The sequence below is a fragment of the Paenibacillus sp. FSL L8-0494 genome (assembly GCF_038003695.1).
Classification (GTDB): Bacteria; Bacillota; Bacilli; order Paenibacillales; family Paenibacillaceae; genus Paenibacillus_AQ; species Paenibacillus_AQ odorifer.
The window spans coordinates 1,502,085-1,524,153 of sequence record NZ_JBBOPQ010000001.1 but is presented as its reverse complement, the minus strand read 5'-3'; the positions used below and the strand labels follow the sequence as shown (position 1 = coordinate 1,524,153).

Here is a 22,069-nt window from a genome sequence, read left to right as displayed (position 1 = left end):
AGCCGGTTTTGCGCAGCAAAACTTAAGGAGGTACATACTCACTATGTCATACGAAACGTATTTTTCAACCCACCGGGATGAACATCTCGAAGAACTAAAACAATGGCTCAGAATTCCAAGTATTTCTGCCTTATCTGAACATAAGGACGATGTACTGAAGGCAGCCCATTGGCTGACAGACACCCTGAAAAAAGCCGGACTTGAGAACATTGAGTTGCATCCGACAGCGGGACATCCCGTTATATATGCCGATTATCTTCATGCTCCAGGCAAACCAACTATTCTCGTGTATGGTCACTACGATGTACAACCAGTAGATCCATTAAACCTATGGACCACACCTCCATTTGAACCAGAGATTCGTGATGGCAAGCTTTATGCACGCGGAGCAACAGATGACAAAGGACAAGTATTCGTTCACCTCAAAGCCATTGAGGCGATCCTGAAACAAGAAGGTACTCTTCCTGTGAATCTCAAGCTTTGCATCGAAGGTGAAGAAGAAATCGGCAGTGTGAATCTGCCTCCGTTCCTTGAAGCCAATAAAGAAAAGCTCGCTGCGGATGCGGTGTTAGTCTCCGATACATCCCTATTGGAACGCGGTCGTCCTGCCATCTGCACTGGGCTACGTGGTCTAGCTTCCCTTGAAGTTGATGTAACTACCGCTTTGACAGACCTGCACTCTGGTTCTTACGGCGGTGGCGTTCCGAATGCATTGCATGCCCTAGTATCTTTGCTAAGCTCGCTTCATGACGACAAAGGACGCGTATCTGTAGACGGATTCTATGATGGCGTTCCTGAACTTTCCCCAATGCTGCGGGAAGAATTCGTGAAGCAAGGTGTGAATGAAGATAAAATCCGCGAAGGTCTTGGATTGGAATCGTTATACGGAGAAGAAGGTTATTCCTTTGTAGAACGGATTGGCGCTCGTCCTACGCTTGAGCTTAACGGCGTATACGGCGGTTTCCAAGGGGAAGGCAGTAAGACGGTTATCCCTAAAGAAGCACATGCGAAAATTACCTGCCGCTTAGTTGGCGATCAGGATCCACAGCATATCCTCGATGCCGTTGAAGCACATCTGAAGGCTAATATTCAGACCGGAGCGAAAGTGCATGTTAAGCAAATGGAGAAGGCACGTGCCTTTAACATCGATCCGTCGAATCCTATTCTGCAAACTGCAGCAGACGCATATGGCAAAGTATATGGAACCCGTGCCCTCTTCACCAAAGACGGCGGCTCCATTCCGATCATGGAGAGCTTCTCCCGTGTGCTGGAAGCACCTGTCGTTCTGATGGGCTTTGGTCTCGATGATGAGAACCTGCATGCACCGGATGAGCATTTCAACCTGGAGAACTTCGACAAGGGATTACTCACCATTGTTGAGTTCCTAAAGACTGTTTAAGATACACAAGCTACAAACAAATAAAGCCAGGTTCCCTAAGTTGGGAGCCTGGCTTTTTAGTATGCGGCCAAACAAAAGAGCATCATTGCTTAGTCCATTTATAAAACCACCATACCATTGCTATCACCATTATTATTAAAAGAAAAATCAGGCTTTTAACTGAGCTACTTATTATTAAAGGTCTTAAATAAGCGATCATTATCCGTCCCCCATATAGAATGAATATAAAAGAGATATAATCACCATATCACTTAATACAAAATATTGAAATAGCAGAGAAACTCTGTGAGTAATCACCAATATTATCCTTCATGTAATATAGGTTTGTTAGCTAACTGTTCATGTTCGGGTTCAATGTGAATCAACACCTGGGCACGTTCAAATATGCCTTGAATGGCTAGTTCAATTTCGTCGCATAATTGATGCGCAGTAGCAACACTCATTTTAGAAGGAATCACAAGATGAAAGTCGACATACTCTTCTGGACCAGATCGGCGGGTACGAAAATCATGAAATTCAATATATCGCCCTTGAAATAACTTTATGACATGTAATATTTCATTTTCTTCTGCCTCAGTTAATCGTGCATCCAACAGCGGAGGAAATGACTCCTTTAGAAGCTTATAGGCTTCACCCATAATATACAGAGCCAACACAATCCCAATGACAGGGTCGAGTATCGTCCATCCAGTGAGGGTGACCAATAATAAACTGAATGCAACCCCCAAAGAGGTGAAAACATCCGTAAGCAAATGCAGAGCATTCGATTTCATAGCCACAGAGTGAAGTTCGTCTGCCTTCTTTTTAACCTTGCGTGAAACCATATAATTGATCCCCGCTCCGACCACCATCACAATAATGCCCAAAAAGGGAAGTTCGATCGCGGTTGGATTCATTATTTTATGAACACACTCATTTATAATCCAGAATCCAGCTACAAAAATAAGCAACGTTTCAATCGTCCCTGAGATATTCTCCACTTTGCCATGACCATAAGGATGAGCTTTATCCGCAGAGCGACTCGACCATCGGACCGAGAAAAAAGCAATCAACGAAGCAACTAAATCTAAGGAGGAGTGGATCGCTTCCGAGATAATTGCTACTGAACCTGTAAGTACTCCGACCATAAGCTTTAAAGAAACGATAAATGTATTGCTAAGTACAGATAGGAACGCAATCTTTGCACCATTCAAAATTTTCACAACCTTTTCTTAAAAGTACGCTATATTAAAGTTTTTCCATTAGGCAAATAGTATAAACAAAAAAAATCCCACCAACCAATATAGGCTGATGGGATATAAAAAAAACCCTTGCATCGCAAGGATTTGGAAGTTTGAATTATGGAGCGGGTGATGGGAATCGAACCCACGCTATCAGCTTGGAAGGCTGAAGTTCTACCATTGAACTACACCCGCACTAGAAAGTGAATACAAGAGTTATTGTATCATCTCTACAAGTAAAAATCAACATTTTTTTAGTTTACAGGGAAGCGCCGAGGGGTGCCTTTTTTAAAAATATCGCCTCAAACTCTGCTGGTTGAATAGGTTTGCTGAACAGAAATCCTTGAGCTTCATGACAATGCTGCTCACGCAGAAACTGCAGCTGCTCCTTGTTCTCAACACCCTCAGCTGTAACCTTCAGCTTCAAATGATGCGCCATAGAAGTGATTGTAGAGACTATAGCAGCATTGTTGCTGTCCTCCATAACCTCTGATACGAACGACCTGTCGATTTTCAATCTGTCGATCGGCATGTTCTTTAGATAATGCAGGGAGCTGTAGCCTGTACCAAAATCATCAATACTGATGAAGACACCAAGCTCTTTCAGACGTTTCAGCTGATCAAAGGCTGTTTCTTTATCCAAGGTCATACTCTCAGTAATCTCAAGGTCGACATAACACGGATCTAATCCAATGTCGGTTAAGATGGTATGAATCCTCCCTGCTAGATTAGGCTGAAGGAATTGCCGCATAGATAGGTTGATGGAGACGCAAATCGGCACATAGCCGGCCAGCTGCCATTTTTTATTCTGCAGACAAGCTGTTTTGAGAACCCATTCCCCAATCGGAACAATGAGGCCACTCTCCTCAGCTAACGGGATAAATTCCGCAGGAGAGACCAGACCACGCTTCGGATGATTCCAGCGGAGCAGGGCTTCCATTCCTACGATCTCTTCCGTCTCAAGCAAAACCTTTGGCTGATACACCAGAAAGAATTCATTGCGTTCAAGCGCTCTGCGGAGGTCATTTTCCAGCTTTAGACGTTCCTTTGCTTTCATCTGCATAGCTGGGATATACCGGCGAATCTCCACTCCCTGTTCCTTGGCATTATGTACAGCCGTATCAGCATTCTGAATTAGATGTTCCGCAGTTTCACCGTCACCGGGATAAATACTTAAACCCATACTAAGCGAAATATGGTACTCCCCCGACTCTAAAGCAATAGGTATCTCAAATAATCGATGCAGCTCCGTAGCTCGAACTAAACATTCTCCAAGACTTGCTCTCTCCATCATAAGAAAAGCGAACTCATCTGCCCCCATACTATAAAGCTCTTCAGTAGATTTGGCCTCATTCACAAGCCGCTCAGACACCAGCTTCAATAAATGGTCTCCGGCAAAATGGCCCAGGGAGTCATTTATATTCTTGAAATGATTAATATTCATAATAGCTAACGCTGAGAATTTATCGCTCGTTTTCTTCTCTCCAGCAATAATCATCTCTTCTACACGCTGCGTCAGACGACGTCTATTGGGAAGTCCCGTTAAATCATCATGATAGGCTAAATAATTGATCCGTTCCTCAGCCAACTGCTTTTCGTAAAAGGGTTCTTCAATCGTCAGACGATATACTCCGGTAAGCAGCAAGTAGTAAGCAACTCCGCTACACACCATTCCAAAAAGATCATCTATATTGCCACTACTGAATGGACTCATAAAAAAGGCTTGGCCCAAAGAGAAAAAGATAAGTGCTCGAATAATAATAAGCAGTGAGGCTGACTTTTCACTTTTTTCAGGAAATACAATAACTGCAACACCTGCCAAGTAAACAAAAAGAACTGCTAAATCAGCAATCTGCTTCAAAGGATTCATCCAAGGCTTAGTTAATAACTGAGGCAACGCCGAGTGGCTGAGAATAAACAAAACAATGGAAAGCACAATCAGCATGAAGGCTATTCTAAACAATTTTCTTTTTTCAGAGACAGACACGGGCTTATCTTCCCTGCTAAAAATAAACAACATTCCTAAACCGCTGATTAGTCGTGAGAGGGTTCGCAGCCACAACGATTCTTCAAAAGTTATGAATGATGAAATCAACGGGATGCCCACAAAACCCAGTGTATGCAAAAAATCAATAATACATATTCCACCAAAAAGAGCAGCGGCATATAATCTTCCTTTAGATAATCTGCTAGAGAAGAATAACCAGCCCTGTGCAAATATTGCAAATCCAAAAGCAACATTACAGCAGCCGACAATGAGATAGAGAGAAGAAATAATATCCCAATCGTCCAATCGGTTAAGCGATGTATGGAAAATTTGAATTAAAAGGAACAGCAAGGCGCCTACAGCAGCTGCTTGAATTGTCTTTTTCTCTTCTTGTCTCATAAGTCCCTCGCGTCTGAAAATAATATCTATTAATTAACATTCAAGTATAGTTATGTCCTACGTATAAATATCGGCGGGATAGGACTTTTAAGTTACATTTCTTTTATCGGCATTCAAATGGAAGGCGCGTTTATAAGTTATATATTCATAAATCTTGCATAAATATAAACCATTTTCTGCTAGCAGGCAACCAAAAAAGCACTTCCCCCTACGAAAGGGTTCAGTGCTTCTAAGAAACTCAGGTTTATTTGTCACCAAAGGTTACTTCTGGTGTTGTAAGCTTATCAAAAAAATCAACGGATTTATCCTTGTCTGCAGATGCACGAAGTGCCATTGCTGAACGTGGATGCTCATCAAGTGTACCTGTGATCATATAAGGAATGATATAGCCCCACTCCTCTTTCTCACGCAAAGGAATCATCAGGCGTTCAATAATATCAAGCACAGGGCGCAAGGAGTAACGTGTATTCTTCAAATGAGTTACTAACAGCTCTGTAGGGCAATTTCCTGCAGCTCGTCCCATCCCATAACAAGAAGCATCCAGTAACTCTACACCATTCTCAGCAGCAATCAACGTGTTGGAGAACGCCAACTGAAGATTATTGTGAGTATGTACGCCTAGACGTTTGTTTGGCAGATGTGTCTTGAACTTCTCAACCAGATAATTCATGTCATTGTGATCCAAGCTGCCGTATGAATCTACAATATATACCACATCAACAACGCTCTCACGGATCATTTCAAAAGCTTCCAACAATTCATTCTCCATAACATTAGACAAAGCCATAATGTTGATCGTTGTCTCATAGCCTAGATCATGGAAAGTTTGTACCAATTGGAGGGCTTTTTCTACATCTTTGCTGTAGCATGCCACACGAATCAAATCCAGCATACTTTCGCTGCGGGGCAAAATATCATTCTCATCCACGCGGCCGATATCAACCAAAGCAGATAGCTTGGTGTGACCTTTTTGCGGAATCACTTTACGCAGGAAATCATCGTCCAGAAAACGCCATGGTCCGGCACCCTCTGCTCCTTTGAGCAATTTTGGTGAATTTTTATAACCGATTTCCATATAATCAACACCAGCTTCATTCAAGCCGGCATATAAGTTTTGTACAAATTCCACACTAAAATCCCAGTTGTTCACTAGGCCCCCATCTCGGATGGTGCAGTCAACAATCTTACATTGATTAGTCTTCATAATTATCTCCCTTCAACTATTGCAATCATTATAACCGCGAATATAGCTTTACTATGCAATTTATATCGTATAATCATACTTTAATGAAGAATAAAATGTAAAGGAATTTCATCTTCTTCTCCTTAATGCTATTACCACAACGTGTCAGCGACAATGATCACAGTAAATAAGCCCTAAAAATGCTACATTACAAGAAAATCATTGAGATTGATTATCAGTCTCTTTTGGAGGGATAAAAATGGCTTCTACCTCTTGCTCATTGCTGCGACTACAACCGGGTTCGACCGGATATATTCATAAAATAGAAGGAATCAATCCTATCCTACGCCGTCGTCTGGCTGATCTTGGAGTGTCCGAGGGTGTGAGCATTCGCCTGAAAGGAAAAGGACCTTTTTTAGGACCTATTACCTTAGAGTGCAATGGACAACTGTTCGCCATCCGCCGGAAGGAAGCTTCATTGATTGAGGTGAACGTGTCTTGAGTTCAATAGCTCTTGTAGGTAACCCCAATACAGGTAAAACCTCTCTTTTCAATACGTTAACCTCCTCATACGAATATGTTGGTAACTGGTCAGGGGTAACTGTAGAAAAGAAGATCGGCAGCCTGAAGAACGGCGCTGGCAAGCTCATTGATTTGCCGGGCATCTATTCCTTGCATCCACTCTCACGCGATGAGGGGGTTGCTGCCCAGTATCTAATAGAAGAATCTCCAGAAGCCTTAATTAATATCGTGGATGCTTCACAGCTGGAACGAAATCTGCTGCTCACGCTTCAATTACTTGAGTATGGCAAACCTACCTTACTCGGACTGAATATGATTGACGTCGCCAATGCACGTGGAATTCGCATCAATCATGAAGTCTTACAATCACGACTGGGTATAACTGTCCTCCCGCTTGTTGCAAGAACGGGAAAAGGCTGCGCACAAGTCCTCAGTATTTTAGAGAAATCCTCTGCGATTCCCGCTGTAAAGTTCAAGTTGAACTACGGTGAGATTGTAGAGCATGCGATATCTTCTATAGAAAAGGAATTACTTCCTATCAAGGACTTACCAAATCACCGCTGGATTGCTCTACAGCTTATGGAGCAGAATCCGGTTATTCTTCATTTTCTAAAGACACGTATGGACACCACCCGCCTGCTAAACATCTGTGAATCCTGTCAGAGTGAGCTACAGATCAAAAAGCTGGCCCTGACGCTCCCCCAATGGATTCGCTCACAGCGGATGGATTATATCCACTCCATTTGTGAGGTTGTACTTGATACAACAACGCAGAAACCTCATAACTTAACAGAAAGATTAGATTCCATATTGACGCATCGTTTTCTAGGACTGCCCTTATTTATCTTCTTTATGTATGCTCTCTTTAAGACCACATTTGACTGGGTCGGCGGACCTCTATCAGATCTCCTCGATGGCCTGATCTCCGGACCGATTAGTGATGGAGCCAATTCCCTGCTTCAGACGCTTGGAGCATCCAGCTTCACGCATGCCCTGATTGTCGATGGATTAATTAGCGGTGTAGGGGGCGTCCTCGTCTTTGTCCCGCAAATCTTCATTCTCTTCCTGATCATTTCCTTCTTGGAGGATTCAGGATACATGGCTCGGGTTTGCTTATTAATGGACAGCACCATGGAACGTATGGGACTAAACGGAAAAGCATTTATTCCATTCATCATTGGCTTCGGCTGCAATGTACCTGCCATAATGGCGGCGCGCAGCATCGAACAGCCCAAAGACCGCATGCTGACCACCTTGCTAATGCCGCTGATGTCCTGTTCTGCGAGACTGCCTGTTTACGCTTTATTCGCAGCTGTGTTTTTTCCGGCGCAAGAGGCCGTAGCAGTTCTGTCCATGTATGTGATGGGTATTGTGTTTGCTCTGATTCTTTGTAAGGTATTCTCTAAATATTTATTCAAAAATGAATCCTCAGTTTTCATGATCGAGCTTCCACCTTATCGTATGCCGCAGATCAAGACCTTATCGCGCAGCACTTGGGAAAAGGGCAAGGGTTTCCTGCGAAAAGCTGGAACTATTATTCTTGCAGGCTCAGCAATTATTTGGTTTATGTCTTATGCCGGTCCTGGCGGGTTTGATGTGGACATGGATCACAGCTTCCTGGCTAAGTTTGGGGGTATGATCGCACCGCTACTGGCACCGCTTGGTTTCGGAACATGGCAGGCTGGCTCTACGTTGGTTCCGGGATTTTTGGCAAAAGAGGTCGTAGTCTCTACCATGAATATCATCTATCATGCACCAGATGCTGCTGGTTTAGAAAATCAAATCTCTCAAGTCTTCACACCGCTAAGTTCGATCAGCTTCATGGCCTTTATCCTGCTTTATATTCCTTGTTTGGCTACTGTAGGGGTAATCAAAAAAGAAACAGCGTCTTGGAAATGGACCTTCTTCTCCATGGGGTATTCTCTCGTTCTGGCGTATATCGTATCTTTAATTATTTTTCAAGGCGGACGGTTATTAGGATGGTCGTAAACTTGTAAATTATAAGATTCTCATGATGAAAGTGGGGTACCATTATGATAAATGTTGTGATTGTCGCCTTAATTTTCGGTTATTCTGGCTGGACCATCTATCGACATGTGCAAAAGGGAAAGCAGGGCGCTTGTGCAGGCTGTGATAAAGGAAAAAGCTGCTCGGCAGCATCGATGGATTCCCCGCTTTCTTGTTGTTCAACACCGGTTAACAACAAGAAGTAGGCTTGTAAAATGGGCAATAAATAGTGATTTATCGTTTAGCCTCCTTAACTAACGGGTATGTTTGTTATAAGCAACTACAGACAATACCAAGGAGGTAATTCCTATGAATACCAAAAAGACATTATTTACAACGGTCGCATTGGGAGCAGCATATTTACTGAAGAATAAGGGAACTCGCGATAAAATTATGAACGGCATTCAATCTTACACTTCCCAATCGAAGGCCAAAAAATCCAGTCGTACTGTTTAAGCTTCTGCTCTTGGATTTCAATAAAGGGGTGTTCCCTAAACCAGACTCTGGTTTAGGGAACACCCCTTGTTGTTTAGAACGGACAGCTCCCCGGATGTTTAGATCTCGCTTTCGCTCAGCAGCCACTGAATGATAGAACGAACCATGACACCTGTTGCTCCCTTAGGATTAACTCCACGTTCTTTAGATACATATGCAGTGCCAGCAATATCTAGATGAATCCATGGCAAGCCCTCAGCAAACTCACCTACAAATAATCCGCCTGTAGTGGCTCCACCATATCTTCCAGCAGTGTTACGGATATCGGCAACCTCGCTCTTTAGCATCTCACGAAATTCCGGGTATGCCGGAAGCTGCCAGACCTTTTCCCCTGAATAGCTTGAAGCGGCCAGAAATCGCTCCAGAAACGCTTCATCATTAGTTACAGCACCTGTTGCTATATCTCCCAAAGTGGACAACACAGCGCCTGTCAGTGTAGCTACATCGATAATATGTTTCGCTCCCCATTCCCGAGCATAAGTCAGCGCATCTCCCAGGACAATTCTGCCTTCAGCGTCGGTATTCAACACTTCTATCGTTCGTCCGCTCATGGAGGTAATAACATCTCCAGGCTTAAAAGCATTGGCCGATGGCATATTCTCCGCAGATGGAATAACCATAACGACATTAATTCGTGGACGTAAGCGGCCAAGCGCCTCCATTACTCCGAGTACAGCCGCTGCCCCACCCATATCACTAATCAGCTCTTCCATGCCTGGTGCTCTTTTTAAGGAAATCCCGCCGGTGTCAAAGGTAACTCCCTTCCCTACAAGCCCCACTACCTTATCCCAATTCCCTGTCCCCTGATAACGGATGACGATCATTCGTGGAGGGTTTACACTTCCTTTTCCGACTGCGAGCAATCCGCCCATTCCTTTTTGCTCAATTTCCCGTTCATCCAGCACCTCAGAAGGAAAGCCATATCGCTCAGCAACCTCTATAGCGGCCACAGCAAGGTCTGAGGGGGTCAATAGATTACCAGGCATGTTGGTCAAGCTCCGCGCCAAATTCGTGGCCTCACCGAAAGCTAGCCCCTTCTGAATGCCTTGAGTCCAATCCCGTCCGGCATTACCCTCTAATTTCTCTTTTATAGTGAAAACAACTGCTGTTGGGCCTGTATAAAAAGACTGCACCTGCTTATAGGTAGCCCGACGATAGGAACCTAGCATTAGCCCCTCCGTCAGCGCATAAGCAGTAGAAGTCACATCCTTCTCTACGGTAAGCTCCTGCAAGGTGTCCGGTACTTCAAATACCAGCTTGAGCGCCTTCAAACGAAGCGCTGCACGAGCTGTCTGAGCCCCCATTTGCCTTAGATCCTCAGTCGTGAGAAGTTGGTCCCCCCTGCCAACCAAAATAACAACAGGACAACCAGATGAATTCTCAGCAGGTAGTACATAAGTCTGATTAAGCTTGCCTTTAAATAAACCCGTCTTTCCCAATAGGCGAATTCTGTCATCCCATCCTTCGGAAAAGCCTCCATTCTCGACCTCAGACTCAGAAATAATAAGGATAAGGGCATCACCCTGCACATTGTTGGCAACACCACTGTTGTATTCTATATTCATTGTGATTACCTCCATTTGTTTCCCAAAACCAACACCCATTGTAACATAACAAAGGCTGATCTCCGCATCTGTATTATCCGCAGGGATCAGCCTCTTATTACTTATTCTAATGGATTAATGGCAAAGAGATCACAAAATGAGTACCCTCGTTAACTCTGCTGCTAACAGAAATGCATCCGCCATGATTTTTGATGATGCGGTCACTTACGGAAAGACCCAATCCTGTACCATTCTCTTTGGTAGTAAAGAAAGGATTAAATAACCTGTCCAGTGTACGAATATCCATTCCTTTACCGTTGTCAGATATGAAAATACGGACCTCAGAGCCTTCTCTGCGGGCACCAACCTCGATTTTCCCCATGGAATCATCTTCTCGATCCGCTACAGCCTCCATTGCATTTCTAATCATATTAAGCACGACTTGCTTCATCTGTTTGACATCGCCAGAAATCACCATGTCCTCTTGAAGAGGATGAAGATTGATCTGGCAGCCTTTCATTAAAGCTTCGCTCTCTGTAAGGAGAACAACCTCCTTGAGCAATGCGGACACGGGTATCATCCCCACCTGCGGAACTGACGGCTTAGAGGAGGACAGAAATTCATGGATAATATCGTTCGCACGATCGATCTCGGCCAATATAATTTTGGCATATTCCTCTTTCCCCAGCTGATGCAAGTATGGATGAAGCAGTTGAATAAATCCCCGGATCGCGGTCAACGGATTCCGGATTTCATGGGCAATAGATGCGGATAATTTGCCTAGCATAGCTAAGCTATCGTTCTGGTAAGCCGTTTGTTCGATTAACTTATAATCCGAGATTTCCTTGACAGTGAACAAATAACAGCCTTTCATTTGCTCTCCGCAGCATAAAGTAACCTTCCAGTAACGGCCATACTCGTCTAGAAACTCATAATTTGATTTTCCTTTGTATACCATCTCTCTGTAGCTCTGCAGTACTTGTTTTTTCTTGGAACGGCTCAGTCGAACATTAGACAGCAGATGGGAAAATGTGCAGCCCACAAGAGAGTGACGGGTAAGTTCAAGCATCCCGTACATTTGCTTATTTACAAAACTTATAACTCCCTCTTCATCAAAAAGCATGATTCCGCTGTCAATATTCTCTAGAACATCCTCGTATGTAGTATCCACAGGTCCAGTTTGATAGGTTCTTCCCGGTAATAGAAGACTTTCTTGATATTGGCTAATCACGATACGAAGTTCCCCCTTTTACTGCATTTGACGAAGACGCTTAAGCGACATCAAATTACTATGTATTTGAGTGTATGACGAAGCCGCCAGAACATTCGGTAATCGTTGCACTTTTTCCAACCGGTTCAATTATATTCCAATCATATCCAAGAGAACTAGACAACGCAATCGGAGAAACTGTCGAATGGTAAAAAAATTCATAAAATGATTCCAAAGACATATGAAACATCACATCAAATTATATTTATCGCTATTTATTCGCCTAAATGATTTAAAAAAATCTAAAAAGGATCACGAAAAACTAAAAAGGATTATAAAAAGCTAAAAAGCCCCCGCGATTGCGGAGGCTTACATGGAAAAATGGGGCATGCCAAAAAAATTAGTAATAAACTTATGCCTTTTGTTGCAGGCGTAGACGGCGCTGACTCATCACAGCTAACCTTTTTTTCAATTCCCGTTCCCACTTGGTATCCTCAATCTGTTTGGCTACAGCTAGCAGATCAAGCGCCATATCGATTTGATTGCGTACAACGGCTAGAGGATCTTCACTCTCGACGTTAATGACGTTCTCGAAAATTGCAGTTTCGTCTTCCATGACATAGTCCTGAAAGTCCACGTCGGTAACACCATCTCCATGTGCATATTCCGCTAAGATCTCATATTCATTCTCGACCTTGTAGTGAACCTCCACACGATGACATACCGGACAAAAAAGCAGGGGAACATTATGGACTTGCGTGCGATAATGTTTTAGGGTCCCCTTTGTTCCTACCATACTCGCTCCACAGCAAAAGCTCATATTTGTTCGCCCTCCTTAGAAATAACCCTTTGATTGTTTATTATTGTATTACATTACCCCAATGGAGATTCCTCCACTCGAGGACATAATATAACTTTTCGCGCCTATTTTCAAATCTATTTAGATATACAAGATCTTTTGGTGCAAAAAACCCCCTTACAGAAAATTTTCTGCAAGGAGGTAGAAATCAGAATATCAAAGATCACTATGATAACGGTCTAAAATTTACAGATTCTTATCGCCCGGCTTCCAGTTCATTGGGCATAAACCACCAGATTGCAAGGCTTGCAGAACACGAAGAGTTTCTTCCACACTGCGGCCTACATCATTGTGGTTAACGACTTGATATTTCAATTCGCCTTCAGGATCGATAATGAACAAGCCACGCAATGCGATACCTTCTTCTTCAATCAAAATGCCATAGTCTTTAGAGACTTGTTTCGTAATATCAGCTGCAAGCGGGAAATTCAAACGACCAAGGCCGTTGGAATCCTTAGGGGTATTAATCCAAGCTTTGTGGCTGTGGATCGAATCGATGCTTGCGCCGAGAATCGCTGTATCAAGTGCTTCAAACTGCGCTGCTGCGTCACTGAGAGCTGTGATTTCAGTTGGACATACAAATGTGAAATCAAGCGGATAGAAGAAGAATACGAGCCATCTGCCACGATAATCAGACAAGCTTACTTTACCAAAATCCTTACCATCACCAGATACGGTTTCCATAGTAAAATCGGGAGCCGGTCTACCTACTAAACGTTCCGCCATTGCTAGAATCCTCCCTCTGATTATGTAAGAAAAAATACCATTTGTATCTCTCAATATACTGAAAAATGCTGAAATAGATAATATCTTGTCTACTTAACAAATGGTATCATCGCACAAAATCAAAGTCAAGATTAGATCAATTATTTATTTATAATTATTATAAATAGAAGATTAGGCTTTGCGGATTGCTGCAACAATCAGGTCGCCCATTTCAGTTGTACTGATCGCTTTGCTCTTATCCACGGCGATATCACTTGTACGGTGTCCTGCATCCAATACTGCAGCAACTGCCGCTTCGATTGCAGCAGCAGCATCCTCATAACCAAAGGTTAAGCGGAACATCAGGGCCAGCGACAAGATTGTTGCGATCGGGTTCGCAAGCCCTTGTCCGGCAATATCAGGAGCAGAGCCGTGAACGGGCTCGTAGAGACCATAGTTGCCGTCACCCATCGAAGCTGAAGCAAGCATACCGATAGAACCTGTCAGCATAGCAGCCTCGTCGCTCAAGATATCACCAAACATGTTCTCAGTAACGATAACGTCAAAGCTAGATGGACGGCGCAGCAGCTGCATTGCGCAGTTATCAACCAGTACATGCTCTACCTCTACCTCCGGATATTCTGGAGCAATCTTATTCACAACCTCACGCCACAAACGTGAAGTTTCAAGTACATTCGCTTTATCAACACTCGCCAGTTTATTACGGCGCTTGCCGGCAATCTCAAAAGCTTGGCGGACAATTCGTTCTACTTCCATTACGTTATACACACAGGTGTCCACAGCTTCTTCACCATGTTCTCCTTGACGGCGCAATTTATCTCCGAAGTAAATCCCGCCAGTCAGTTCGCGAACTACCATAAGATCTGTGCCTTCCAGGACTTCAGGCTTCAAAGTCGAAGCATCCTTAAGACAGTCAAATACGACAGCTGGACGCAGGTTGGAGAACAACCCCAGTGCTTTGCGAATTCCAAGTAGTCCGGTTTCGGGACGAAGCTCCTTTGGATTATTATCCCATTTTGGTCCACCAACAGCACCCAATAACACAGCATCTGCGCTACGACAGATTTCAAGTGTATCTTCCGGCAGCGGAGTGCCCTTCTCGTCTATTGCGATACCGCCAAATAATGCGTGCTCTGTTTCAAAAGCATAACCGAATACTTCTTCTGTTACTTTTAATACTTTTTCCGCTTCTGCTACAACTTCTGGTCCAATACCGTCCCCTGCGATTACGGCGATTTTTTTAACTTCACTCATCTCAGTCACTCCTCAAGTTTTCTGCTCTAACAGACATAGTTCTTCTTTATATTGTTGTATCATACCCAGTCGTAAAGGACAAAGATATAGATTCTATTGAGCTGATAGGTATAGCCTATAAATAGAGAGGATCAGACCACTACCGTCAATGCTGAGCATATTTGCTCTTAGTTCTGAAGATGTTTACAATTAATATGAAGTCATCTATCAAAGGAGTGAATGCGAAGTGCAATATGCAAAGCTTGGCAAATCCGGCATGAAGGTCAGTCGCCTATGTCTAGGAACGATGAATTTTGGCCCGCAGACGGATGAAAAAGAAGCCTTCCGCATCATGGACGCTGCACTGGATGCAGGTGTTAATTTTTTTGATACCGCTAACATTTACGGCTGGGGCGAAAATTCTGGCCTGACTGAAACCATTATCGGACGCTGGTTTAAACAAGGCGGCGGACGGCGGGAAAAGGTTGTACTAGCCACCAAAGTTTATGGAGCCATGAATGATAACCTTGATGGTCCTAATGATGAAGAAGGATTATCCTCATATATCATTCGCCGCCATCTTGAAGGGTCCCTGCAGCGTCTTCAGACCGATCATATTGAATTGTACCAGATGCATCATATAGACCGCAGTACGTCCTGGGAAGAGCTCTGGGGGGCTTTCGAGCTGGCTGTGAGTCAAGGCAAGATTGGTTATGTCGGTTCCAGTAACTTTGCAGGCTGGGATATCGCCATAGCTCAACAAGAAGCAAAGGCTCGTGGTTTTCTTGGACTAGTCTCAGAGCAGCATAAATACAGCCTGACCTGTCGGCTTCCTGAACTTGAAGTTTTGCCAGCCGCTCGCCATCTGGGGCTAGGTATTATTCCTTGGAGCCCACTCGATGGAGGTCTGCTCGGAAGAAATGCACTCAAAAAAATAGAGGGCAGCCGGAGTGGCGGAAATGCAGATCGTGTAGAGCAGCACAAGAGCCAGCTTGAGGCTTTTGCCAGCTTATGTATGGAGCTGGGAGAACCACAGGATAATGTCGCTCTTGCTTGGTTACTGGCTAATCCTGCTGTAACTGCTCCAATTATCGGCCCCCGCACCCTGGAGCAATTTGAGAGTGCGCTGCGCAGTCTTGAGATTGTGCTAGATGAAGCTGTGCTTAAACGACTAGATGAAATATTCCCTGGACCCGGCGGTGAAGCCCCTAAAGCGTATGCTTGGTAGGTAAGTTCTATCACAAAGGAGCTGAGGCCTCAGCAGAATCAATACGCTGAAGCCCAGCTCCCTTTTATTCATTCTTATTCAGCTGTGTCCACGGTCACACTTCCATTACTCGTGCTTAAGTCCACAGTATAAGTGGCTTTACCAAGCACAGCGGTACCATAGCTATCGCCGTCCCGATCCCAGGGTACATTCCCCTTCAGCGAGCCATTGCTTGTATCTGCAATAATCTTCGCATCCGACACGGCCGGCAAGCCCACTATAATCTTCCCGTTACTGGATGTACATTTCCAGTTTCCGGTCACTGCTGAGTTTATAGTAATTTTGCCGTTGCTGCTCTTGGCTGACAACGCCCCATCAATGTTATCCAATACTATGGCTCCATTAGAGCTCACGAGTTCAACTTCACCTTGGATATTCTGTACGGATAGTGACCCATTGCTGGTATGCGCATCCACTTCGCCGACAATATCATGAATATTTAATGCACCATTACTTGTCTCAACCTCTATACCTGACTTTAGATTCCAGGCTTCTATAGAGCCATCACTTGTCTCAACCTCAACAGCAAGGTTATTGGGTGCACTTACATTTAGATAAGGACTTTTGGTATTGAATCCAAACTGAATGTTAGAGAACCAATTATGATCGGTATCAAGCTCCATAATCAGTGTATCTCCTTCAGTACTAACCTTCCATTTCTTTTCTAGTGCACTTTCAGCATCACTTTGCGATTTTCCAGGCAGCAGTAAACTTCCCTCATAATCCAAAGAGCTTCCAGCTACACCCTCAACCTTTACTTTTCCACTTGGAAGTACAATTTTGAGCGTCGTAATATTCTCTTTCACTTCCACATTCCCACTAAGCGGAGTTAGATGTGTATTACCGATCAGATTGCTGAGTGAACCTCCGGCCATTACTGTCTGAGCACCACTTGCTCCGATCAGCACAATAATTAACAGGATGGCCCAGCCGCTTACACGGCTTTTGACATCGGATTTGATAAAAAGTCTAATCAACATCTCAAGTCCGAATAAGACCAACAACGCCGGCCATAAAAAACCAAGCACCTCATAGCTGATCATATCATACTGAGCCATCACGATAATGACACCAAGGGCAATGCAGCCCAAGGCTGCTGTGAAACTTCCTATTTTCCATCTCCCCATAGTTAAATCCCCGTTTCTTATGCTCTCGTATTGTTCCTTAACATCTTCAGTCCGTACGCAATCAGACCCACTGATAATAAGATCGTGCCGATGTTGATCTCAGTCAGCATATCCCAAAGGGTAGGGAAAGCTGTGATTACCAACATGAGGAATCCAGCAACAACACAGCCGATTCCCACCCAAGCTGGATTGATCTCTTCATGCGGATATCCAGGCATAGAGGACATCCCCATGGTCCAAGGGGCTCCGAAGCTGTCTGGATGAAACATCATTCGTTCGTGTTCAGCAGCAGTTATTTTCATCCAAGCCGCCTTCTGCAGGGCATCAAACAATTGATAAAACCACAGCGCCGCCAGGGCAAACGGGAAGATCAAGGGCTCGGACGGAATAAACATTATACATAAGGACGCCCCGATCATAAACTGTAAACCCTGCTTTTTAAAGCCTAAGTACAAATGACCTACTCCAGGTACCATAGCCAGCATAAAAGTGAGCCAACGTCTCTTCTTAATCATAATACATCCTCCTAAAATTTGGGTAGCAAAACTTTAGCCAATTTAAACATCTATTAATGATCAATTATTTTATTTCTATCTCCCAAAGCCACCAAACCACTGGGTTACTGAATTCGACATATGGCCGTTTATTTCGGTAATGCCATAGGCCAAATTCTCAAATACCCCAAACTGCAACAATAACAAACTGAGGCAAGCAGCCACTCCATAATGAATCCATGAGGTTTTTGGGGCAGAACGACGTCTTACATTTGTCGCCTTAGTCGCTCGTGATCTGCGCCCTGTTTCGAGCTGCTCAATATGTGTCATAACATCTGCTGCGAGATCCGGGAAGTCCATCTGCGCCTGCAGCTGTTCTCTGTCAGCATCCATTTCCGACCACAGCTCCGACATTGCTTTGGCTTCCTCCAGCCACTCTGCGCAATCAGGACATGACTCTATGTGCAATCGGATACTCAGCTCCATCTCTGGAGACAGTAGGCCGTCTATATAATGTGGCATCCATTCCTTCACTATTGCACAATTCATCGCCATTCCTCCCTTTGTTTACGCATCATCTGTCTGGCTCGATAAAGCTGCGATTCGATTGTTTTCACGGAAACTCCCTTTTGCTCTGCAATCTCTTGGTAGGAATTCCGCTGAAAATAGTACAGCTGGACGACCGACCGGTACGGTTCCGCCAGACTGTTCACATTCTCTCCTAATTCAGCTGATGTTTCCTGCTCAAGTACCTCATGCTCCGGAGTTTGAGACGTTACCCAATCATTTTCTGTGTAATCAGCTGCACTTCGGTACTTCCACTCCCTATCGTTGGCCCGTTTCCAGTCCAGACAGGTGCGGTAGGCAATCCGATACAGCCATGTCGAGAAGGAGGACTGTCCTCTGAAAGAGGGGAGCGCTTTATATGCTTTTATAAAAACCTCCTGGGCCATATCTTTGGCCGATTCGGCTTCCCCTGTGATTTTGACGCATACTCTGTATACCATGCCTTGGTAACGTGTCACCAAATGCCCAAAGGCTTGATGTTGACCGTTCAGCACAGCAGCAATCCATTCTGCCTCTTCCAGCTTTCTCCCCTCCTTCACCTTCATAACGTTAGACGCCAGACAATCCTTCCCCCCTGCAACCTATGCATAAATTTTTTTGAATTTTTTGAAATAGGCCGAAGAGAGGAATATATAGTTTGTTGTCGAATAATGTTTAACTACTATGACTAAAAGAAAACTCTTCTTAATTATCGCATTGTTTCTTATTATACTCACTGGATTTCGTATCCTATGGGTAATGATTTCTCCACACACCACACAACCACCATTGATCAATGGGGTGTTGGATTTACGGGATCAAAATTTGAATCCGGACAAACTTCTTATTTTAGATGGGCAGTGGGAGTTCTACCCGGGTATGCTGCTTCCTTCATTCAACGAACAATCTCTAACTTCTGCTCCTACAAAATATATACAAGTCCCGGGGAACTGGAAAGATGCACTTAGCGATAGCGATAGTGATAAATCTGCTTATGGCTACGGCTCCTATCGACTACGTGTGCTTACAGATAATAATAAGAAGCAATCTTATAGTCTTCTCATTTCCGGAGCTCGCTCTTCTTCAGAAGTGTATATCAATGGTGAACGGCTGGGCAGCTCTGGCACTCCTGCTGAGAATAAAGAGCACTATATCCCATACATACTGCCTTATTCAGTATCCTTTACAACCGATAAAAATGAGATTGAAATTGTGATCCATGTAGCCAACTATTCCTTCTCCCAAACGGGGGGAATTTCTAAAACGATTGTATTTGGCAGCGAAAAAGCTTTAACACAGGAAAGACTGCTATCTATTAGCCTACAGTTGCTATTATGTGTTGTACTGCTGCTGCACGCTGTATATGCTGTTATTTTATATATAATTGGGCTGCGGCAAAAGATGTTGATCTATTTTTTTCTGCTGGTAATATCCGCTATAACTACTGTACTTATAGATGATGACAGGCTTTTATTGCACGTACTTCCCTTGAACTATCAATGGAATTTCAAACTATTTTTTATCTCTTATATTGCTGTATTTATTTTTATCCTGCAGACAAGCAAACATCTTTTGTTCGCGGATTTAAAAATAAAAAGTATTCGTATCCTAACCATCCTGTCCATAGTAGACATCCTGTTCATATTATTTGGACCCGTTGTTCACTATTATGAATTTCACACACTGATTTTCGGCATAAATTTATTAGTTTTAGCATTAGGTGTCGTAATTCTTTTTCTGAGATCTATTGTTAAAAATTACGAAGGCTCTATTTTCCTGTTGTTATCCATGCTTGCCATCGTTAACAGCACACTTTGGGGAATGTTCAAGAATTATAACTGGGTCAACGTTACCTATTATCCTTTTGATCTAATTATCGCCTTTTTGTGCTTTGCGACTTTTGGATTTAAGCGATATCACTGGAATACTAAGGAGACAGAAAAACTGGCGCACAGCCTGCAGAGAAGTGTTACGCAAAAGGATGTTTTTTTGGCTAACACCTCACATGAATTAAAAAATCCGCTGTACAGTATCATTAACATTGCCGAAACTGTTCTGGACAGCGAGCGTGACACTGTAACGCATCAAAATGCTGAGAATTTAAAACTGCTCATTACCGTTGGAAGACGTATGTCCCTTCTGGTAGACGATCTGCTGGATCAATCCCAGCTCCGTGAAAGCAATATACAATTGCAGCTCAGAGAACTTAAGATTCAATCCTTCGCAGTGGGTGTGCTTGATATGTTCAAATTCTTAACAGAAGGGAAATCTTTAACCTTAATCTCAGAAATACCAGATTCATTCCCTTCTATTGTGGCTGATGAAAAAAGACTCATTCAGATCTTGTTCAATCTGCTTCAAAATGCTGTTAAATATACGACTGTAGGCACGATAAGAATCCATGCAGATATTCATAAAAAATCGGCGCAGATTCATATTACGGATACTGGTCTTGGCATGAACGAGGAGACGTTGCTCAGAGCTTTCCAGCCCTATGAACAGGGCGACTCCAGCATGAACGAAGTTAGCGGTGGCATCGGGCTTGGATTAAGCACCAGCAAGCAGTTAGTTGAACTTCACGGCGGGAAAATAAGTGTAGTCTCTACACTTGGAGAAGGTACTACCTTCACATTCACAATGCCGTTATACGATTCAACCAGCCGGGTATTGAATTCAGAACTGCCCTCTATGACTGAATTCTCGGACACGCCATCTATGATCACTTTATCCAAATTAACCGCGCCGGGTATCGTTTCATCAGCCCATGGCAGGAGACCCAAGCTTCTGGCTGTAGATGATGATCCGGTTAATCTAAAAATACTTACCAACGTACTTTCCATCAAGGACTATGAAATCGTTACGGTGACCAGCGGAAACGATGCTTTACTATTGCTGGATACCGCTCAGTGGGATTTAATTATTACAGATGTAATGATGCCACAAATGTCCGGGTATGAACTGGCGCATAGAATTCGTGAACGTTACACCATTGCTGAGCTTCCCATTTTGCTTCTGACGGCACGAAACCAACCAGAAGATATTTATACCGGATTCATTTCAGGTGCAAATGACTATGTAATGAAGCCTATGAATGCAATAGAGCTGAAGGCCCGTGTACGCTCCTTAACAGATCTAAAACAGTCCGTAAACGAACGGCTTCGTGTGGAAGCTGCCTATCTTCAAGCGCAAATACAACCGCATTTCTTATTTAACACATTAAATTCAATATCCGCGCTGGCCTCTTTTGATATTAATAGAATGAGTCACCTTGTGGATGCCTTCAGCTCTTATTTGCGTTTAAGCTTCAATTTCCTGAATGCTGAGCCTATGATACCGATTGAACGAGAGCTTGAGCTTGTTCGTGCCTACCTCTACATAGAGAAGGAGCGCTTTGAAGATAGGATGACCATTCATTGGGATTATGAGGAAAGCTTGCATTTTCAGCTGCCGCCTCTGACTATACAGCCACTGGTTGAAAATGCTGTCCGGCACGGTATTTTGAGTCGCTCCCAAGGAGGAACGGTGTCCATAACCATCAAGGAACAAGCTGGCGATATTGAAATCACGATATCAGACAATGGCCAAGGCATGAAAAACGAACAACTCCAGCAGTTGCTCAGCAATCCGTCTAATGATGTACGAGGAATCGGATTTTTAAATACACATAAACGGCTGTTGCGGGTCTACGGAAAAGGGCTGCAGATTAAAAGCTCCGAAGGGAAAGGAACTTCTGTGAGTTTTATTATTCCTTCTGACAAAAAAAATCCGATTCGAAAACTTTCTGATTAACAGACAAACTATTGTGAACCCAAATATCAAGTAAGGATTCGACGTATTTTTGGCTAAAATAC

The 22,069-nt window shown here is 43.7% G+C and carries 19 protein-coding genes and 1 tRNA gene; 7 read left to right on the top strand and 13 right to left on the bottom strand.

From position 1 onward, the window contains the following. Nucleotides 1-43 precede the first annotated feature (43 nt). Complete coding sequence (locus NYE35_RS06840) at nucleotides 44-1,399, top strand: dipeptidase (RefSeq protein WP_036680069.1); 1,356 nt, start codon at nucleotides 44-46, stop codon at nucleotides 1,397-1,399. A 302-nt stretch (nucleotides 1,400-1,701) separates the two neighbouring features. On the opposite strand, the gene NYE35_RS06835 is transcribed toward NYE35_RS06840, so the two are convergent. From NYE35_RS06835 to NYE35_RS06820, 4 genes are all read right to left on the bottom strand, one after another. Further along, nucleotides 1,702-2,592, bottom strand: a complete 891-nt coding sequence (locus NYE35_RS06835; protein ID WP_038569233.1) for a cation diffusion facilitator family transporter — start codon at nucleotides 2,590-2,592, stop codon at nucleotides 1,702-1,704. Between the two features lie 148 nt (nucleotides 2,593-2,740). Continuing rightward, nucleotides 2,741-2,814: transfer RNA gene (locus NYE35_RS06830), tRNA-Gly, on the bottom strand. Nucleotides 2,815-2,878: 64 nt separating this feature from the next. Further along, nucleotides 2,879-5,005, bottom strand: a complete 2,127-nt coding sequence (locus tag NYE35_RS06825) for a putative bifunctional diguanylate cyclase/phosphodiesterase (protein ID WP_340900364.1) — start codon at nucleotides 5,003-5,005, stop codon at nucleotides 2,879-2,881. Nucleotides 5,006-5,249: 244 nt separating this feature from the next. After that, nucleotides 5,250-6,209, bottom strand: a complete 960-nt coding sequence (locus NYE35_RS06820; RefSeq protein WP_170914180.1) for an aldolase catalytic domain-containing protein — start codon at nucleotides 6,207-6,209, stop codon at nucleotides 5,250-5,252. Nucleotides 6,210-6,447: 238 nt separating this feature from the next. Here NYE35_RS06820 and NYE35_RS06815 point away from each other — a divergent pair, with 238 nt between their 5' ends. The 4 genes from NYE35_RS06815 (at nucleotide 6,448) to NYE35_RS06800 (ending at nucleotide 9,173) form a co-directional block, all read left to right on the top strand. Beyond that, the gene (locus tag NYE35_RS06815; protein ID WP_036680093.1) at nucleotides 6,448-6,690 is read left to right on the top strand and encodes a FeoA family protein; all 243 of its coding nucleotides are present in this window, start codon (nucleotides 6,448-6,450) and stop codon (nucleotides 6,688-6,690) included. Then, a complete protein-coding gene (gene feoB, locus NYE35_RS06810) occupies nucleotides 6,687-8,699 on the top strand; it encodes a ferrous iron transport protein B (RefSeq protein WP_036680095.1) in 2,013 nt (670 codons plus the stop codon). Before NYE35_RS06815 ends, feoB begins: the two co-directional genes overlap by 4 nt. A gap of 44 nt (nucleotides 8,700-8,743) precedes the next feature. After that, nucleotides 8,744-8,923 (top strand): FeoB-associated Cys-rich membrane protein, encoded by a 180-nt coding sequence (locus tag NYE35_RS06805; protein WP_038569228.1) that lies wholly within the window; start codon nucleotides 8,744-8,746, stop codon nucleotides 8,921-8,923. A 103-nt stretch (nucleotides 8,924-9,026) separates the two neighbouring features. Continuing rightward, nucleotides 9,027-9,173 (top strand): hypothetical protein, encoded by a 147-nt coding sequence (locus tag NYE35_RS06800; protein ID WP_169744741.1) that lies wholly within the window; start codon nucleotides 9,027-9,029, stop codon nucleotides 9,171-9,173. Nucleotides 9,174-9,271: 98 nt separating this feature from the next. On the opposite strand, the gene NYE35_RS06795 is transcribed toward NYE35_RS06800, so the two are convergent. From NYE35_RS06795 to leuB, 5 genes are all read right to left on the bottom strand, one after another. Continuing rightward, nucleotides 9,272-10,777, bottom strand: coding sequence for a leucyl aminopeptidase (locus NYE35_RS06795; protein ID WP_340900363.1), 1,506 nt, complete (start codon nucleotides 10,775-10,777; stop codon nucleotides 9,272-9,274). Nucleotides 10,778-10,883: 106 nt separating this feature from the next. Next, entirely contained in the window at nucleotides 10,884-11,987 is a 1,104-nt protein-coding gene (locus NYE35_RS06790; RefSeq protein WP_076100434.1) for an ATP-binding protein, read from the bottom strand. 391 nt (nucleotides 11,988-12,378) lie between these two features. After that, the gene (locus NYE35_RS06785; RefSeq protein ID WP_036680100.1) at nucleotides 12,379-12,786 is read right to left on the bottom strand and encodes a hypothetical protein; all 408 of its coding nucleotides are present in this window, start codon (nucleotides 12,784-12,786) and stop codon (nucleotides 12,379-12,381) included. A 225-nt stretch (nucleotides 12,787-13,011) separates the two neighbouring features. After that, the gene (locus NYE35_RS06780; protein WP_076136214.1) at nucleotides 13,012-13,551 is read right to left on the bottom strand and encodes a peroxiredoxin; all 540 of its coding nucleotides are present in this window, start codon (nucleotides 13,549-13,551) and stop codon (nucleotides 13,012-13,014) included. Between the two features lie 171 nt (nucleotides 13,552-13,722). Beyond that, complete coding sequence (leuB, locus tag NYE35_RS06775) at nucleotides 13,723-14,805, bottom strand: 3-isopropylmalate dehydrogenase (RefSeq protein ID WP_036680106.1); 1,083 nt, start codon at nucleotides 14,803-14,805, stop codon at nucleotides 13,723-13,725. A gap of 226 nt (nucleotides 14,806-15,031) precedes the next feature. Between leuB and NYE35_RS06770 the strand changes: the two genes are divergently transcribed. Beyond that, nucleotides 15,032-16,012 carry an aldo/keto reductase gene (locus tag NYE35_RS06770; protein WP_036680109.1) on the top strand — a complete coding sequence of 327 codons (981 nt, stop codon included), beginning with the start codon at nucleotides 15,032-15,034 and terminating at the stop codon, nucleotides 16,010-16,012. A 74-nt stretch (nucleotides 16,013-16,086) separates the two neighbouring features. Here NYE35_RS06770 and NYE35_RS06765 read toward each other — a convergent pair whose 3' ends face one another. The 4 genes from NYE35_RS06765 to NYE35_RS06750 form a co-directional block, all read right to left on the bottom strand. After that, nucleotides 16,087-17,178: a DUF4097 family beta strand repeat-containing protein gene (locus NYE35_RS06765; protein ID WP_036680112.1), complete on the bottom strand. Its 1,092-nt coding sequence runs from the start codon at nucleotides 17,176-17,178 to the stop codon at nucleotides 16,087-16,089. A gap of 17 nt (nucleotides 17,179-17,195) precedes the next feature. Then, nucleotides 17,196-17,693: a hypothetical protein gene (locus NYE35_RS06760; protein WP_036680114.1), complete on the bottom strand. Its 498-nt coding sequence runs from the start codon at nucleotides 17,691-17,693 to the stop codon at nucleotides 17,196-17,198. Nucleotides 17,694-17,768: 75 nt separating this feature from the next. Further along, a complete protein-coding gene (locus tag NYE35_RS06755) occupies nucleotides 17,769-18,221 on the bottom strand; it encodes an anti-sigma factor family protein (protein WP_038569222.1) in 453 nt (150 codons plus the stop codon). Next, nucleotides 18,218-18,784, bottom strand: a complete 567-nt coding sequence (locus NYE35_RS06750) for an RNA polymerase sigma factor (RefSeq protein WP_051491104.1) — start codon at nucleotides 18,782-18,784, stop codon at nucleotides 18,218-18,220. Before NYE35_RS06750 ends, NYE35_RS06755 begins: the two co-directional genes overlap by 4 nt. Nucleotides 18,785-18,902: 118 nt before the next feature. Between NYE35_RS06750 and NYE35_RS06745 the strand changes: the two genes are divergently transcribed. Beyond that, entirely contained in the window at nucleotides 18,903-22,007 is a 3,105-nt protein-coding gene (locus NYE35_RS06745) for a hybrid sensor histidine kinase/response regulator (RefSeq protein WP_341120460.1), read from the top strand. Nucleotides 22,008-22,069: the final 62 nt, after the last annotated feature.